Here is a 16255-nt window from a genome sequence, read left to right as displayed (position 1 = left end):
CCCTGTGACAAGGTGTCGATTACTTGGCATCGGAGTTTTTTCGAACCTTGATGTGATAGGTTGACTCCGCAAGATTAATCAATTCCTCACAAGCTTCATGACGAAGACTTTCCTCCTGAAGAGCACGTTGAAGCTTGCGATTTTCGGCACGCAATGCAGCGAGTTCTTTCTCCAGTTCATTGAGAGACTCATCAGAGTCTTTTCTTAAAGAGGGTTGTTCTGTACTCATAACTTTATCATTTATATGATACTTATCAAGCCAAAGAATCAGCAAACGACGGCAAATACCCGTACGCTTGGCAAACTGATATTTCGTTTCGGAAGTCGATAAATACTCACGAATATACGACATTCGTTCAGATTCTGTGTAAGGAGTGTACTTCTTTTTTAATTCTTCCATGTGAATTTCGAATTTAAGAAGTGTCAACTTATTCAGTACACTACAGTTGAAACTAATTGAATCCAAGCAAATAGCAAATTGACCAAAAAGAAACTTAAACGAGCTTACCTTACAGTTCAAATGAGAAGCAAAAGAAAATAATAGTTGAAAACGAAAGGGTACAAAAAAAGAGCGAATCATTCCGCTCCACATTTAAAGAATCCCCATAAATGGGATTCTTCTTTTTCTTCATCTTTCATTTACTCGTTACCTGAAAACGTCTTTTTCCTAATACCTAATCAAAACAATCTTTTTCCTAAAAACTAATCTTAAAATCTAATACCTTAATTTTATAAACCAATACCTTTTAATTATTACCTTTTTCTAATACCTAAAAATATAAGTAGTTTCACAACTACGCTGCAAAGGTATAGCTGTTTGCGAAAACAACAAAAGCCATTATACAAAAAAAACACATTCAGGCTTGTTTTTTTGACTTATGTCAAGACGTAGGGTAGATTTTGAGTGTAAACCCCAAGTTTATTCCCACAGCAATCCGTATTTTCAACAAATCTTTCCTTTTACTCTCTAGTTGCACTCATAATTGAGCAAGCACATAACTAACAAAAAGAAAGCAAAACAGGGGATTGAAAAGACAAACTATTGCCATTCCATCCAAAAATATACAATCACAAAAGCCAATAAGCGGCCTATTTTCGAACAATCTGCATATTTCTAACCCGAAATTACGGCGTTTTTTTTCAGTTAAGCCGGATTCCTCCCCGGATTTTCAGAAGCAAAAACAGCTTGAAGATAGAAGTCTCGCAACTTTTCTGTAACTTTGCAGCGTTTGATAATAAATAAGATAGGAATGGATTTTAAGTACGACGTAATTGTAATTGGTGCCGGACATGCTGGTTGTGAAGCAGCGGCAGCCGCTGCTAATTTAGGTTCCAAGACTTGTCTCATCACCATGGACATGAACAAGATTGGACAGATGAGTTGCAATCCGGCTGTAGGAGGAATCGCCAAAGGACAAATTGTACGTGAAATAGATGCATTGGGTGGACAGATGGGATTAGTGACAGATGAGACTGCCATTCAATTCCGAATTCTAAACCGCTCGAAAGGTCCAGCCATGTGGAGCCCCCGCGCCCAATGCGACCGGGCTAAGTTCATTTGGTCCTGGCGAGAGAAACTGGAAAATACACCCAACCTTCATATCTGGCAGGATACCGTATGTGAACTGCTCGTTGAAAACGGTGAGGTCACTGGATTGGTCACCGCATGGGGCGTCACCTTCAAAGCGAAATGCATTGTGCTCACCACAGGAACTTTCCTCAACGGACTGATGCATGTAGGACATCACAAATTACCGGGAGGAAGAATGGCCGAGCCGGCTTCTTATCAGCTAACCGAATCCATCGCCCGTCACGGTATCTCTTACGGAAGGATGAAAACCGGTACTCCGGTACGAATCGACGCACGTAGTGTTCATTTTGACCAGATGGAAACACAAGACGGCGAATCGGACTTCCACAAGTTCTCATTCATGAATACTAGCACGCACCACTTAAAGCAACTTCAGTGCTGGACATGCTACACCAATGAAGAAGTACACCGGATTCTGCGTGAAGGTTTGCCGGATTCTCCCCTGTTCAACGGACAGATTCAAAGTATCGGGCCACGCTATTGTCCGAGCATCGAAACCAAGATTGTCACTTTCCCGGATAAAGATCAGCACCAGTTATTTCTCGAACCGGAAGGAGAAACGACACAAGAGTTATATCTTAACGGATTCTCTTCTTCGCTTCCGATGGAAATACAAATTGCAGCATTAAAACAAATCCCGGCTTTCAAAGATCTGGTTATCTATCGCCCGGGATACGCTATCGAATATGACTATTTCGATCCGACTCAATTAAAACATACGTTGGAATCGAAGATTATAAAAAACTTGTTCTTTGCCGGACAAGTAAACGGAACCACCGGATACGAGGAAGCTGGAGGACAAGGATTGATAGCCGGTATCAATGCACACATCAACTGCCACGGCGGAGAAACATTTACTTTAGCTCGCGATGAAGCATATATTGGCGTATTAATCGACGATTTGGTTACCAAAGGTGTGGATGAGCCTTACCGTATGTTTACCTCGCGTGCGGAATACCGTATTCTGCTTCGCATGGATGATGCCGATATGCGCTTAACAGAGAAAGCATTTAAGCTTGGGTTGGCAAAAGAAGATCGATATCAGCTAGTAAGAAGCAAGAAAGAAGCTGTGGAACAAATCATTTCTTTCGCGCGCAACTATTCGATGAAACCGGCACTAATCAACGATGCTCTCGAAAAGATAGGGACAACTCCCCTACGTCAAGGTTGTAAGTTGATAGAGATTCTGAACCGCCCGCAAGTGACAATAGAAAATATAGCAGAATATGTTCCGGCGTTTCAACGCGAACTGGAAAAAGCGACGAGTTCGGATCAAGACCGGAAAGAAGAGATTCTCGAAGCTGCCGAAATCCTAATCAAGTATCAAGGATATATTGATAGAGAGAGAATGATAGCTGAAAAACTAGCACGATTGGAGAGTATTAAGATTAAAGGAAAATTCGACTATTCCACCATTCAATCCCTTTCCACCGAAGCTCGGCAAAAGCTGGCAAAGATAGATCCGGAAACAATCGCGCAAGCGAGCAGAATTCCGGGAGTCTCTCCAAGCGATATCAATGTGTTGCTGGTGCTTTCGGGGCGATAAGCGGCAACGTTTCACGTGAAACAAAGCATTTAAAGAAACAATATAATTCAATGATTATGAGCAAAGAAACACTAATCAAAAGCATTCGGGAAGTACCCGATTTTCCGATTCCCGGAATCCTGTTCTACGACGTCACTACTCTATTCAAAGATCCATGGTGCTTGCAGGAATTATCCAATATCATGTTCGATATGTATAAGGATAAAGGAATCACCAAAGTGGTGGGTATAGAATCAAGAGGCTTTATTATGGGACCGATTCTGGCAACCCGTCTGAACGCCGGTTTTATTCCAATCCGCAAGCCGGGCAAACTCCCAGCAGAAACGATTGAAGAAAGCTACGATAAGGAGTATGGCAAAGACACGGTGCAAATTCACAAAGATGCACTGGACGAAAACGACGTAATTCTACTACATGATGATTTGCTGGCAACAGGAGGCACCATGAAAGCAGCTTGCGAATTGGTGAAAAGACTAAAGCCTAAAAAGGTATATGTAAACTTCATCATCGAATTGAAAGAACTGAATGGAAAATCTTTGTTCGGAGATGACGTAGAAGTAGAATCGGTATTGTCTTTATAAAGGATTTGCCTCTATTTGCAGAGAATGTGTCAAAAGTAAGCAGCTAGCGATCTTTCGTACCTAACAATTATGAATACAGAACCAGAAAGCAGAGCCAATGAATATTTGAAAGGGATTGTAGCCAACCTTCCCGAGAAACCGGGTATTTACCAATACTTGAACACGGAGGGCACAATTATATACGTTGGAAAGGCTAAAAATCTAAAGAAAAGAGTCTACTCCTACTTCAGCAAAGAGCATGAACCGGGAAAGACACGAGTGCTGGTCAGCAAAATCGCCGATATTCGTTATATTGTAGTCAACACGGAAGAAGATGCGTTATTGCTGGAGAATAATCTGATAAAGAAATATAAGCCGCGCTACAACGTTCTATTAAAGGATGACAAGACATACCCTTCTATTTGCGTACAAAACGAGTATTTTCCCAGAGTTTTCAGAACAAGGAAGATTATCAGGAACGGTTCTTCGTATTATGGACCGTATAGTCACATACCATCCATGTATGCGGTACTGGATCTGATAAAGCATTTATATCCTTTGCGAACTTGCAGTTTAAACCTAACTCCGGAGAATATACGGGCTGGTAAGTTTAACGTATGCCTGGAATATCATATAAAGAACTGCGCAGGACCATGCATCGGGCTACAATCACAGGAGGATTATCTCAAAAACATTGATGAAATCAAAGAGATCCTGAAAGGAAACACACAAGAAATCAGCCGTATGCTACTGGAAAGGATGCAGACATTAGCCGGTGAGATGAAGTTTGAAGAAGCACAGAAGGTGAAAGAGAAATATCTTCTGATAGAAAACTACCGTTCCAAATCGGAGGTAGTAAGCGCTGTATTGCACAACATAGATGTATTTTCTATTGAAGAGGACGAGTCCAATTCCGCTTTCATCAACTATCTGCATATTACAAACGGCGCCATTAACCAGGCGTTTACATTCGAATATAAAAAGAAGCTGAATGAATCAAAAGAGGAGCTTTTGACACTGGGTATTATCGAAATGCGGGAACGCTATAAGAGTCAATCCAGAGAGATTATAGTGCCTTTTGAACTTGATTTGGAGCTAAATAACATCGTATTTACCGTTCCACAGCGGGGAGATAAAAAGAAATTGCTGGATCTTTCGATTCTAAACGTGAAGCAATACAAAGCCGACCGTCTAAAACAGGCGGAAAAGCTGAATCCGGAGCAAAGAAGTATGCGATTAATGAAAGAGATACAGCAAGAGTTGCATCTGGACAGACCGCCTTTGCAAATTGAATGCTTTGACAACTCAAACATACAGGGTTCTGATGCCGTGGCCGCTTGCGTTGTCTTTAAAAAGGCTAAACCCTCAAAGAAGGATTATCGGAAATACAATATAAAGACGGTTGTAGGACCTGACGACTATGCATCCATGAAAGAGGTCGTCAGAAGACGTTATCAGCGCGCTATTGAAGAAAGCACCCCTCTGCCCGACCTGATTATCACCGATGGTGGAAAAGGCCAAATGGAGGTCGTTAGAGAGGTGATTGAAGATGAGCTGAACTTAACAATCCCGATTGCCGGACTGGCAAAGGACAATCGCCATCGCACATCGGAACTGCTTTTTGGATTTCCTCCGCAGACTATCGGTATCAAACAGCAAAGCCCGTTATTCCGTTTGCTGACACAGATTCAGGATGAGGTGCACCGCTTTGCCATCAGTTTCCATCGTGATAAACGCAGCAAACGGCAGATAGCATCGGCATTAGACAATATCAAAGGGATTGGAGAAAAGACAAAAACAGCGCTTCTGAAAGAATTTAAGAGCGTAAAACGGATCAAAGAAGCCTCTTTTGAGGAGATTGCCGCTGTGATTGGAGAAGCGAAAGCCAAGACTGTAAAAGAAGGTTTGAATAACGAACAACAATAAGGAAATACGTCAGCCAAGGCGGCACCCAAGATAGCGAATTGACAACAAACAATAACGAATGGTCCTATTGACTACGGAGCGAATTCACAATATTTTCCCATCAACACACCGTTTTCTCTTCTGAATTTTGTAAATTTGCCTTTCCTAATCATGAAATAGAATAAATAACAATGAGAATAGTCATACAACGGGTAAGCCATGCGTCAGTAACTATTGAAGGACACTGTAAGTCGTCCATTGGGAAAGGGATGCTGATATTAGTCGGTATTGAAGAAGCAGACGGGCAGGAAGATATCGACTGGCTCTGCAAGAAGATTGTAAATCTACGTATCTTTGATGATGAGAATGGTGTAATGAACAAATCTATCTTAGAAGATGGAGGTGAGATTCTGGTTATCAGCCAGTTCACGTTACACGCTTCTACCAAGAAGGGAAATCGCCCCTCCTATATCAAAGCTGCCAAGCCAGATGTCTCTATCCCACTCTACGAACAATTCTGCAAAGATTTAAGCGGTGCATTGGGAAAAGAAATAGGTACAGGCATCTTTGGAGCGGACATGAAAGTTGAACTTTTAAACGACGGTCCCGTTACTATATGCATGGATACAAAAAACAAAGAATAATAACTAACCATCAACAATTATGACTCTGGAAGAAGCACAGAAACAAGTGGACCAATGGGTGAAAACATACGGTGTCCGCTACTTCAGCGAGTTGACCAATATGGCAGTTCTCACGGAAGAGGTAGGAGAACTGGCGCGCGTCATGGCCCGCAAATATGGAGATCAATCCTTTAAAGAGGGAGAGAAAGATAATATAGATGAAGAGATAGCAGACGTTTTATGGGTGCTTCTCTGCATTGCCAACCAGACAGGTGTAGACATAACCACTGCTTTCCAGAAAAGCATGGATAAGAAAACGAAACGAGATAATAAAAGACATATCAACAACCCAAAACTGAAAGATCATGGAAGAGAATAACTCACAGCCCAACAAGTACAATGCCGCATTGGCAAAGTATAATACCAATCTGAGCGATGCAGATATTCAAGCTCGCGTAGCTGAATTGATTGAGAAAAAAGTGCCGGCAAACAACACGGAAGACGTTAAGAAGTTCCTGTTCAACTGTATTGATCTGACTACTTTGAATAGTACAGACAGTGACAAAAGTGTGATGCACTTTACCGAAAAAGTCAATCAGTTTGACGACGAATATCCTGATCTTAAAAATGTTGCAGCAATCTGTGTATACCCCAATTTTGCAGCCATCGTTAAGAATACGCTGGAGGTAGACGGAGTCAATATAGCCTGTGTATCAGGAGGTTTTCCCTCTTCGCAGACATTCATTGAAGTAAAAGTGGCAGAAACAGCATTAGCAATCGCAGAAGGTGCAGATGAAATAGATATTGTCATTTCCATCGGCAAATTCCTAAGCGGAGACTACGAAGGAATGTGTGAAGAAATACAGGAATTAAAGGAAGTTTGCAAGGAACGCCACCTCAAAGTGATCCTCGAAACTGGTGCACTAAAGAGCACTTCCAACATCAAGAAAGCCTCTATCCTATCCATGTATTCGGGCGCAGATTTCATCAAGACTTCCACCGGTAAGCAACAGCCTGCCGCTACTCCGGAAGCCGCTTACGTGATGTGTGAAGCCATCAAAGAATACCACCAGAAGACCGGAATCAAGATTGGATTCAAACCGGCAGGTGGCATCAATACCGTTAATGATGCGATTATTTACTACACAATTGTAAAAGAGCTATTGGGTGAAGAATGGCTGGATAATCAACTGTTCCGCCTGGGAACCAGCCGCTTAGCCAACCTCCTTCTTTCTGACATCAAAGGGGAAGAAATCAAGTTCTTCTAAGCTAAAGGCTACATTAGCAATCAAATACGCCTTACCGCGCGATTCCCGTACTCCGGGAACCGACGCGGTATTTTTTATTTAAGAAAATCTAAAGATAGTTACAGGAGAATTCAGAAAAATACTTATCTTTGTAAAAGGTTTAGCGATGAAAATATAGCTAATTAGTTATATTAGAGAACGTTTCATTTATTACCAATTCCTGGAATTCGGCAAAATTCAAAGTTATGAATGGTAATAAGCAAACGGGTCTCACGCACCTTCATGTATATACTTTTGTTATATATCGAATGGAGCGTGGGACTGTTGCTTGTATACTCATAACGGCTTGCCGAAGCCTCAGGAAAATACATGGCAACAGTTCTCACGCTTTTCATGAACCTTTGGAGGTATTAGGATGGACGCATATACAAGAACCTTAAGATTCAATCACAACCCTCTGAACCTCATCCTCGGAGCAGAGAAAAAGAAGGGGCTACGCATCGGTTATATGGAAGCCGGACTGCAAGGCTTCTATCTCAACTCCATAGAGACCGGAATCCATCCGCAAAAGCTATCCAAACTGCTAACAGAGGAGTTTCACTGCACCGATAATGAGTCCGCCACCGGACTATTCCAGTTCCTTATCAACGAAGGCGACAGAGTCTCCTACCAGATTATGCTCCCCTATTTACTCTCTACAGAGAACATCAACGAGTTCGAAAACATCATTCAAAAGCGTTTTTTCGGAGTGGAACGCTTTATCCGTCAAGGAAAGAATCTATACAAATTTGTGAAATATACAGAGGAAAGAAGGGACCCTATTATATGGATAAATGACTTGGAAAAAGGCATTATCGGATGGGATATGGGACTGCTTGTGAGCCTGGCGCGCGCCTCCCAAGCATGTGGTCACATCACCAAAGAGAAAGCCTGGGACTACATAGAGCAAGCCGCCAAATTATGCTCTTTAGATCTTCATACAGCGGAAGAAATAGACAAGAGTTTCCTTTTAGGAAAAGCGATGAAATCGGAAAAGATAGAAGATTGGGACCGGTTATTATTGTGCTATTCACTTCTGGCAAAATACCGGAGGTAACTATTTTTCGCGGTCTACTACGTAATCCAGATAAGCCCGGAGAGCTGCACAGATATCAGAATCCGGTAAAGAAGCCAATAGATTGAAGGCTTTTTGCTTATAGACATTCATAGTCTGAACCGCATATTCAATACCTCCGTTTTCTTTAATAAACGAAATCAAATGAGCTATTTCATCGAGAGTAGCCGTACCCTCCTTTACCTTGATTGCAATTTCTTGCGCTTCCTCGTTTTTCGTCGTATTCAGCACATACAAAGCGGGTAATGTCAGTTTACCTTCAAGCATATCATTACCCGTAGGTTTACCAATCTCCTTATTATCAAAGTAATCGAAAATATCATCCTTTATCTGGAAACAGATACCAATATATTCGCCCAGCAAACGGGCAAGTTCAGCTTCCCCCTCACCCACACCTACCGAGAAAGCGGCAGCCTTTGTGCAGGCAGCAAAAAGAGCAGCAGTTTTCTTGCGGATTACATCAAAATAGACTTCCTCGGAAAAACTGTGATTACTTACATTTGAAAGTTGAAGCAACTCACCGTCAGCAAGATCCTGTCCAAGAGTGGACACCAGCTGAATAATACGATGGCTGGTTGTCAGTTCAGCGTGTACGAGGCTGGTTGCCAATAAATAGTCACCCGTCAGCACGGCTACTTTATTATTAAAGATAGCATTTACCGAAAGCTGTCCACGACGTTCGGAACTTTCATCCACTACGTCATCATGTACCAGGCTAGCCGTATGAAGGAGTTCCAGTGAAACAGCCGCATGAAGAGTGGAAGGACATATTGCGCCATAAAGACGCGCCACGAGTAAAACAAGAATAGGCCGCATCATCTTACCATTCCTCTGCCGTATGTGAGATACGACGCTATCGAGCAATGCATTTGAACTGGAGAGAGAACTATCAAAAAGTTCTTTGAAGTCGCCCAGTTCCGCTTCAATCGGAGTTCTGATAAGTGAGATACTGTCCATTTATTACACAATTTGAGCACAAAAGTAATAATAAAACGCTTAATACCGTATTTTTTTGTACTTTTACCATGAAAAATTAATTAAATCTATGGATTCAGGTAATAAATTATTTCTTTTAGACGCTTATGCATTGATATATCGGGCGTATTACGCCTTTATTAAGAACCCAAGAATCAATTCCAAAGGATTCAACACTTCAGCCATACTGGGTTTTGTGAACACCCTCGAAGAAGTACTGAAAAAAGAGAATCCCACTCATATAGGAGTAGCCTTCGACCCCGCAGGTCCCACCTTCCGCCACGAAGCTTTTGAACAATATAAAGCACAACGCGAAGAAACTCCGGAGGCAATCCGTCTTTCCGTACCTATTATAAAGGATATTATACGCGCCTACCGCATCCCTATTCTGGAAGTGGCAGGCTATGAAGCCGATGATGTGATAGGTACACTCGCTACCGAAGCCGGTCGCCAGGGTATCACTACCTATATGATGACTCCCGACAAAGATTACGGGCAGCTGGTAAGTGACAAAGTATTTATGTATCGCCCTAAACACACAGGAGGTTTCGAAGTGATGGGCGTTGAGGAAGTGAAAGCCAAGTTTGACATTCAGTCTCCGGTACAGGTGATCGATATGCTCGGACTGATGGGCGACTCTTCGGATAACATCCCCGGATGTCCCGGAGTAGGAGAAAAGACTGCTCAAAAACTAATCTCCGAATTCGGAAGCATCGAAAACCTATTGGAACATACCGACCAACTGAAAGGAGCATTGAAAACAAAAGTGGAAACTAACCGGGAAATGATTACGTTCTCGAAATTTCTCGCCACCATTAAAATCGATGTCCCCATCCAACTTGAAATGGATGCTCTTGTCCGCGAAGAAGCAGACGAAAATTCACTTCGTAGCATTTTCGAGGAATTAGAATTTAGAACACTCATTGACCGGGTGCTCAAAAAAGATATTTCCGGAAACGGAATAACCTCTGCCACCGGAAGCAAAGTTGCCACTGGGAAAAGCGCCCCCTCTCCTCTTCCACTTTTTCCCGAAGAAGGAGGCGGAATGCAAGGCGATTTATTTGCGAATTTCACGCCCGATGAACCGGGTGAAGCAAAAAAATCGAACCTAGAGACGTTAGAATCGCTCACTTATAGCTATCAACTTATTGATACAGAGGAGAAAAGGCAGGAAATTATTCAAAAGTTACTTACATCGAAAATTCTCTCGTTAGATACGGAAACCACCGGAACCGAACCAATGGATGCCGAATTAGTCGGAATGAGCTTTTCGATTGCAGAGAATGAAGCTTTTTATGTTCCCGTACCATCGGACCAAGACGAAGCGTTAAAAATCGTAAATGAGTTCCGTCCGGTCTTCGAAAATGAGAATTCGTTAAAAGTCGGACAAAATATCAAGTACGACATGATTGTTCTTCAAAATTATGGCGCAACAGTAAAAGGTCCACTTTTCGATACGATGATCGCTCATTATGTTCTTCAACCGGAACTTCGTCATGGCATGGATTATCTTGCGGAAATTTACCTGCACTATCAGACTATCCACATTGACGAACTGATAGGTCCCAAAGGAAAGAATCAGAAGAACATGCGCGATCTCGACCCGAAAGATGTATATCTATATGCCTGCGAAGATGCAGACGTAACTCTGAAACTGAAAAATGTATTGGAGAAAGAACTGAAAGAAAATGATGCAGAACGTTTGTTCTATGATATAGAAATGCCACTAGTTCCCGTATTAGTTAATATAGAACGAAACGGAGTATTGCTGGATACGGAAGCATTGAAGCAATCGTCCGCCCATTTCACCGCCCAGATGGAGCAAATCGAAAAAGAGATTTACGAATTAGCCGGTGAGACTTTCAATATCGCTTCGCCCAAACAAGTCGGTGAGGTACTGTTTGACAAACTGAAAATCGTAGAGAAGGCAAAAAAGACTAAGACCGGCCAGTACGTCACCTCAGAAGAAGTGCTCGAAAGCCTCCGGCACAAACATCCGGTAGTAGAAAAGATTCTGGAACATCGCGGACTGAAAAAGCTATTGGGCACGTATATCGACGCACTCCCTCAGCTTATCAATCCACGTACAGGAAGGGTGCACACCTCTTTCAACCAGACTGTAACCGCTACGGGACGCCTTAGTTCAAGCAATCCGAACTTACAAAATATCCCTATCCGCGACGAGAATGGAAAAGAAATCCGCAAGGCTTTCATCCCCGATGAAGGCTGCCTCTTCTTCTCTGCCGACTATTCGCAAATTGAATTGCGCATCATGGCACACCTTAGCGAGGATAAGAATATGATTGATGCTTTCCTTAGCAATCACGATATTCATGCGGCCACTGCTGCCAAAGTTTATAAGATCGACCTGAAAGACGTAGGTTCCGACATGCGCCGTAAAGCCAAGACTGCCAATTTCGGTATCATCTATGGCATATCCGTATTTGGTCTTGCCGAACGAATGAATGTAGATCGTAAAGAAGCCAAAGAGTTAATCGACGGTTACTTTGAAACTTATCCGGGAGTGAAAGTATATATGGATAAAAGCATTCAGGTGGCCCAGGAAAAAGGCTATGTGGAAACAATCTTCCATCGGAAGCGCTTCTTACCGGACATCAATTCGCGGAATGCCGTTGTACGCGGATATGCGGAACGAAATGCCATCAACGCCCCTATCCAGGGAAGTGCGGCAGATATTATAAAAGTAGCAATGGCACGTATCTATCAACGGTTCCAGACCGAAGGAATACAAGCCAAAATGATCCTGCAAGTACATGACGAATTAAATTTCAGCGTTCCTGTCAATGAAAAAGAGCGTGTAGAAGAAATCGTCATCGAAGAAATGGAGAAAGCATACCGCATGCACGTCCCCTTGAAAGCAGATTGCGGATGGGGCAAAAACTGGCTTGAGGCACATTAAACCATCAAGTGAATAAAGGCCACCTCAATAAGGAATTGCTATCTTTTAGACACTAATTACACAAGGAGACTCCACCTTATCAGGGACCTCCGCTTACAAAATGGAGGCAAGTCTGGGTAATAACATTATTTAACTCTGTATCCAGAAAGCTAGAAAAAAGATTCCTTTTTCGACGAAGTGATTCATTCTATATCCGGCAGATTGACTGCCGGATATTTTTTTGTCACCAATATTGGCAAAAAGCTAGTTATCACCCACCTTCACTCTTGACATTTTGACAATCTTTTATCTTCAAAAATGCATAAATACCAAATTAATATGTAGATTTGCAGCATAAAACCAATGTATTTGGTAGACAAATGAAAGTATAACCCAAAAACTTAAATAGCCATGAAAGCAAAAGTATCTTTAAAAATGTTCGTTTTATCTGCAGCTCTTCTTGTTGTATCGCTTGCTACTTCTGCACGTAGCTACGATAATCAATTGATTTATAATCCAATCGAAGAGAATGGCATGACAGTGGGACAAACCGTTTACAAAATGGACGGAAATACACTTGCCAACTACATGAAGTACAACTACAAGTACGATGACAACAAACGTATGATTGAAAGCGAGGCCTTGAAATGGAACAATAGCAAAGACGCATGGGAAAAAGACCTACGCATCAATTACACTTATGAAGGCAAGACCGTTACTACGAATTATTATAAATGGAACGCTAAAAAACAAGCCTACGTACTGGTACCCGAAATGACCGTTACGATGGATAATACAAATATGTAACATAAATTCTCTCTCATTCTAATATTCTAACAAAAGGATACGCCGCTTCTGCTGAAGAAGTGGCGTATTTCATAATATGAGGTCTACACTACAAAACAAAGAAACGCTCTTGCAGTTCTTTTAGATAACTTCGGGAAATAATCAGATCGTTCTTATCGTGAAAAGGCGGATAAAGTTGACAGCATTTACCATCAATCATTGCCAGATAATTAACATTTACAATAGCAGATTGGCTAATCTGTACAAAAGCTTGTGAATAACTGATAATATCTTCTGCTTTTGTATTTCGCTTCAAATTCAGACAAGTTTGATTAAACAAGACCACCTGCCATTGACGTTTATCTTTCAGATATTCAAAAAAGCCGATTTCTTCCAGTCGCAAGAGTTTGAAGCCTGTCACTGTACTAATCATAAACATGCCTTGCTGGGGCATCAATGCACTAATAGAAGAAGCAAAAGAAGGCAAAAGAGGAAGCGAAGTAGAGCTCATAGCCTTCCGGTAACGGTCCATAATTACTTTCAGGTCTTCTGCTTCAAAAGGCTTCAGCAGGAAGTCGAAAGCCGACTCACGCAACGCCTGAAGCAAGTATTTGTCATAAGAGGTGTAAAACACAACCTTCATATCCCACAAAATATCCTCCCTGATTTCACTTAATAGATTGAGTCCCAACGTATCCGGAAGTTCCACATCAAGAAACAATAAGTCCGGATGCAACTCCATAATCATCTTTTTACCTTTTGCACCATTCCCTGCGATTCCTTTTACTTCAAATTCACGATAGGGCTCCAACTCTCGGCGCAAAGCATCAATCGCTGTACGTTCATCGTCAACGATGACTACCTTATACTTTTCTTCTGTCTCCATCATAAATCATAAGAAAAACGAAACGGGATATATACCGACACTTCCGTACCGGTTTGTCCATCGCTTCTGTTGGTTATATTAAAACGTATTTTATCACTCTTGTTCTTTGTATTCAGTAATTGAATGGTCTGATACAACACTTTCAATCCTGTACCAGTACCCCGTGTGGCGGAAACTACCTGCGGGAGATACCCGCGTCCGTTGTCGGTAACCGTTATGCGAATCCCATTTGTTTCACGGGAAACATATACCATTAGCTCCTTTTTTCCGTCCTTTCCCGCCAGTCCATGTTTAATAGCATTCTCCACCGGAATTTGCACAATCATAGATGGAATCATGATGCGGGTTGCATCTAAACCGTCCTCCACCGTGATTGTTGCGACAAAATCTTCTCCGACACGTCCACGTTCCAGTTCGATGTATGTACGGACGAAATCCAGTTCGTCTTGCAAAGATACGCTCAATTTCTCGGTAAGTTCGAGGCTACGACGGAGATATTTCACCAGTTCCATCAGATTATGTTTCACCTCTTCCGAGCCGTTAAACTGATTGATCTCACGTCCCAGTACATTAAAAGTAAAATGAGGAGAAATCCGGCTTCTCAAATTCTCCATGCGGACACGGTTGATTTGCTGGAAGAAACGCTGGCGAAGAAACTCCCTCTTTTTACGCATATACCAGACAACTATCACTACCCCTGCCACAAGCAACACGCAGACAAGTACCCAGATAGATACGCTCAACTTGAGCACTCTCATCTCTGCCGCCTGTCGCTGAATCTTCATTTCCTTACGAAGCACTATCGTATCCTGCCGGTAACGCATATCCAATTCGGCAACACGCATCTGTATCCGTTCGCTCCGGATGGAATCGTCCAGATGGCAATCACGTTTCAGGTATTCATAGGCACGGCGATAATCACCGGTATGCTCAAAATAATGTTGCAGATACTGATTGCGTATAGTCAACATATTGGCGTCAAGATGCCCCACAGGAGCAGTCCGGGCGATCATAGTCTTCGCTTGGGCTATATTACCTTTCTTCAATGCCAGTTCAATCATCTGGGTTTCAATGTAATGAACAGCCGAGTTATGCTGTATATCGGAGAAGAAACGATAACTTTCGTCTAGGCAGATCTGTGCGGAGTCCAGTTTGTCAGTCAGCAAGTACAATTCTCCCAGGTTTACTTTGATAAAGTTCTGTTCAAACACCATCTGCGGATAAGAAGATACGAGTGCATTGGCCCTGCGCATATATTTCAAAGCCTCCTGATAGTTTTTCCGGTAATAATAATGGTTGCCGCGATTGTTGAGATAGGTCCATTGCTCGCTCACGTTCATTTCATCGAAGAACTGCCCGGCCAATTCATAGTAATGATTGGATAAATCGAAATCGCGCAGTTCCATGTAAGTCTGCCCCAATCCGTAGTAGACAGGAAATTTCGTGTGCTCGGACAAGTTCAAAGAATCACAGAGAAACAGGGCGCGCCGGTAATACAAAGCAGTGTGCGCCAAGTCACTGCGATGCAGATAGGCATCAGCTATATTGATACAAATATCCGGAAGCAGGTGTAGTTTTTTTCCTTTCAGGCGATATCCATAGGCTTTCTTATAGTCGATAATTGCAGAATCAGGGCGGTTCAGTTGCATCCATACGTTGCCTTCGATATTATAGACATCGGACAATACATCATTCCATCGTGGAGACTGGAGAGATTCAGAAGATTGGGAAGCATTGCGGGAAAATTCTTTTACCCGGCGGTTGTAATAGAGTATAGAATCAAAATCGGAAGAGACAAAAAATGTTTTCCCGTAAAGGGCGAGCAGACGATAATAAACCAGGGAATCTTGCGTCTGCGTCAGTGCCTCAAGCAGTTGTGAGCGGGAATAATGCACATTGGAAAACAAAGAATCCTGTACACGAACTTCCAGAGAATCAACCAACGCCTGTTCGCATGAAGAGCTATTGCGGTGTCTATCAGCATATCCGCAACTCAACAACATCAACAGCCCCAACAGTCCAAATAGTTTCATAGCAGTCTTCTGATTCATCAGTCCCCTTATTCATGTCATGTTTTGAATGTGACAAAAATACATTATTTATCCTGAATCCCAGCGAATTTT

Annotated in this window: 13 protein-coding genes; 9 read left to right on the top strand and 4 right to left on the bottom strand. The window is 42.3% G+C overall.

The window, feature by feature from the left end:
• Positions 1 to 19 precede the first annotated feature (19 nt).
• Positions 20 to 400, bottom strand: coding sequence for a hypothetical protein (locus tag HMPREF9010_RS0123960; protein WP_004304438.1), 381 nt, complete (start codon positions 398 to 400; stop codon positions 20 to 22).
• An 850-nt stretch (positions 401 to 1250) separates the two neighbouring features.
• Here HMPREF9010_RS0123960 and mnmG point away from each other — a divergent pair.
• The 7 genes from mnmG to HMPREF9010_RS20725 all read left to right on the top strand — a co-directional run bounded on the left by mnmG (position 1251) and on the right by HMPREF9010_RS20725 (position 8568).
• Positions 1251 to 3137: a tRNA uridine-5-carboxymethylaminomethyl(34) synthesis enzyme MnmG gene (gene mnmG, locus HMPREF9010_RS20690; protein WP_008647051.1), complete on the top strand. Its 1887-nt coding sequence runs from the start codon at positions 1251 to 1253 to the stop codon at positions 3135 to 3137.
• Positions 3138 to 3187: 50 nt separating this feature from the next.
• Positions 3188 to 3718, top strand: coding sequence for an adenine phosphoribosyltransferase (locus HMPREF9010_RS20695; RefSeq protein WP_004296718.1), 531 nt, complete (start codon positions 3188 to 3190; stop codon positions 3716 to 3718).
• A 69-nt stretch (positions 3719 to 3787) separates the two neighbouring features.
• Positions 3788 to 5623, top strand: coding sequence for an excinuclease ABC subunit UvrC (gene uvrC / locus HMPREF9010_RS20700; protein WP_008647050.1), 1836 nt, complete (start codon positions 3788 to 3790; stop codon positions 5621 to 5623).
• Positions 5624 to 5793: 170 nt separating this feature from the next.
• Complete coding sequence (gene dtd, locus HMPREF9010_RS20705) at positions 5794 to 6246, top strand: D-aminoacyl-tRNA deacylase (protein ID WP_008023798.1); 453 nt, start codon at positions 5794 to 5796, stop codon at positions 6244 to 6246.
• Between the two features lie 19 nt (positions 6247 to 6265).
• The gene (locus HMPREF9010_RS20710; protein WP_004296714.1) at positions 6266 to 6604 is read left to right on the top strand and encodes a nucleotide pyrophosphohydrolase; all 339 of its coding nucleotides are present in this window, start codon (positions 6266 to 6268) and stop codon (positions 6602 to 6604) included.
• Positions 6591 to 7493, top strand: a complete 903-nt coding sequence (gene deoC / locus HMPREF9010_RS20715) for a deoxyribose-phosphate aldolase (RefSeq protein ID WP_008647049.1) — start codon at positions 6591 to 6593, stop codon at positions 7491 to 7493. Before HMPREF9010_RS20710 ends, deoC begins: the two co-directional genes overlap by 14 nt.
• Positions 7494 to 7887: 394 nt before the next feature.
• A complete protein-coding gene (locus HMPREF9010_RS20725; RefSeq protein WP_008647047.1) occupies positions 7888 to 8568 on the top strand; it encodes a DUF1266 domain-containing protein in 681 nt (226 codons plus the stop codon).
• Here the strand turns inward: HMPREF9010_RS20725 and HMPREF9010_RS20730 are convergent, their stop codons facing one another.
• Positions 8569 to 9543: a polyprenyl synthetase family protein gene (locus tag HMPREF9010_RS20730; protein ID WP_008647045.1), complete on the bottom strand. Its 975-nt coding sequence runs from the start codon at positions 9541 to 9543 to the stop codon at positions 8569 to 8571.
• 88 nt (positions 9544 to 9631) lie between these two features.
• Here HMPREF9010_RS20730 and polA point away from each other — a divergent pair, with 88 nt between their 5' ends.
• Positions 9632 to 12481: a DNA polymerase I gene (polA, locus tag HMPREF9010_RS20735; RefSeq protein WP_008647043.1), complete on the top strand. Its 2850-nt coding sequence runs from the start codon at positions 9632 to 9634 to the stop codon at positions 12479 to 12481.
• A gap of 390 nt (positions 12482 to 12871) precedes the next feature.
• Complete coding sequence (locus tag HMPREF9010_RS20740; RefSeq protein WP_004296707.1) at positions 12872 to 13267, top strand: DUF3836 domain-containing protein; 396 nt, start codon at positions 12872 to 12874, stop codon at positions 13265 to 13267.
• Between the two features lie 88 nt (positions 13268 to 13355).
• Here the strand turns inward: HMPREF9010_RS20740 and HMPREF9010_RS20745 are convergent, their stop codons facing one another.
• Entirely contained in the window at positions 13356 to 14135 is a 780-nt protein-coding gene (locus HMPREF9010_RS20745; RefSeq protein ID WP_004324209.1) for a LytR/AlgR family response regulator transcription factor, read from the bottom strand.
• A complete protein-coding gene (locus tag HMPREF9010_RS20750; RefSeq protein WP_008647041.1) occupies positions 14132 to 16183 on the bottom strand; it encodes a histidine kinase in 2052 nt (683 codons plus the stop codon). Before HMPREF9010_RS20750 ends, HMPREF9010_RS20745 begins: the two co-directional genes overlap by 4 nt.
• Positions 16184 to 16255: the final 72 nt, after the last annotated feature.

Source organism: Bacteroides sp. 3_1_23 (genome assembly GCF_000162555.1).
Classification (GTDB): domain Bacteria; phylum Bacteroidota; class Bacteroidia; order Bacteroidales; family Bacteroidaceae; genus Bacteroides; species Bacteroides ovatus.
This window is presented reverse-complemented; position numbering and strand designations above follow the sequence as displayed.

Coding starts and splice junctions, on each gene's coding strand:
- HMPREF9010_RS20750 (WP_008647041.1), bottom strand. CDS start 16,183: ATGAATCAGAAGACTGCTATGAAACTATTTGGACTGTTGGGGCTGTTG.
- deoC (WP_008647049.1), top strand. CDS start 6,591: ATGGAAGAGAATAACTCACAGCCCAACAAGTACAATGCCGCATTGGCA.
- HMPREF9010_RS20695 (WP_004296718.1), top strand. CDS start 3,188: ATGATTATGAGCAAAGAAACACTAATCAAAAGCATTCGGGAAGTACCC.
- polA (WP_008647043.1), top strand. CDS start 9,632: ATGGATTCAGGTAATAAATTATTTCTTTTAGACGCTTATGCATTGATA.
- HMPREF9010_RS20710 (WP_004296714.1), top strand. CDS start 6,266: ATGACTCTGGAAGAAGCACAGAAACAAGTGGACCAATGGGTGAAAACA.
- mnmG (WP_008647051.1), top strand. CDS start 1,251: ATGGATTTTAAGTACGACGTAATTGTAATTGGTGCCGGACATGCTGGT.
- HMPREF9010_RS20745 (WP_004324209.1), bottom strand. CDS start 14,135: ATGATGGAGACAGAAGAAAAGTATAAGGTAGTCATCGTTGACGATGAA.
- HMPREF9010_RS20740 (WP_004296707.1), top strand. CDS start 12,872: ATGAAAGCAAAAGTATCTTTAAAAATGTTCGTTTTATCTGCAGCTCTT.
- HMPREF9010_RS20730 (WP_008647045.1), bottom strand. CDS start 9,543: ATGGACAGTATCTCACTTATCAGAACTCCGATTGAAGCGGAACTGGGC.
- dtd (WP_008023798.1), top strand. CDS start 5,794: ATGAGAATAGTCATACAACGGGTAAGCCATGCGTCAGTAACTATTGAA.
- uvrC (WP_008647050.1), top strand. CDS start 3,788: ATGAATACAGAACCAGAAAGCAGAGCCAATGAATATTTGAAAGGGATT.
- HMPREF9010_RS0123960 (WP_004304438.1), bottom strand. CDS start 400: ATGGAAGAATTAAAAAAGAAGTACACTCCTTACACAGAATCTGAACGA.
- HMPREF9010_RS20725 (WP_008647047.1), top strand. CDS start 7,888: ATGGACGCATATACAAGAACCTTAAGATTCAATCACAACCCTCTGAAC.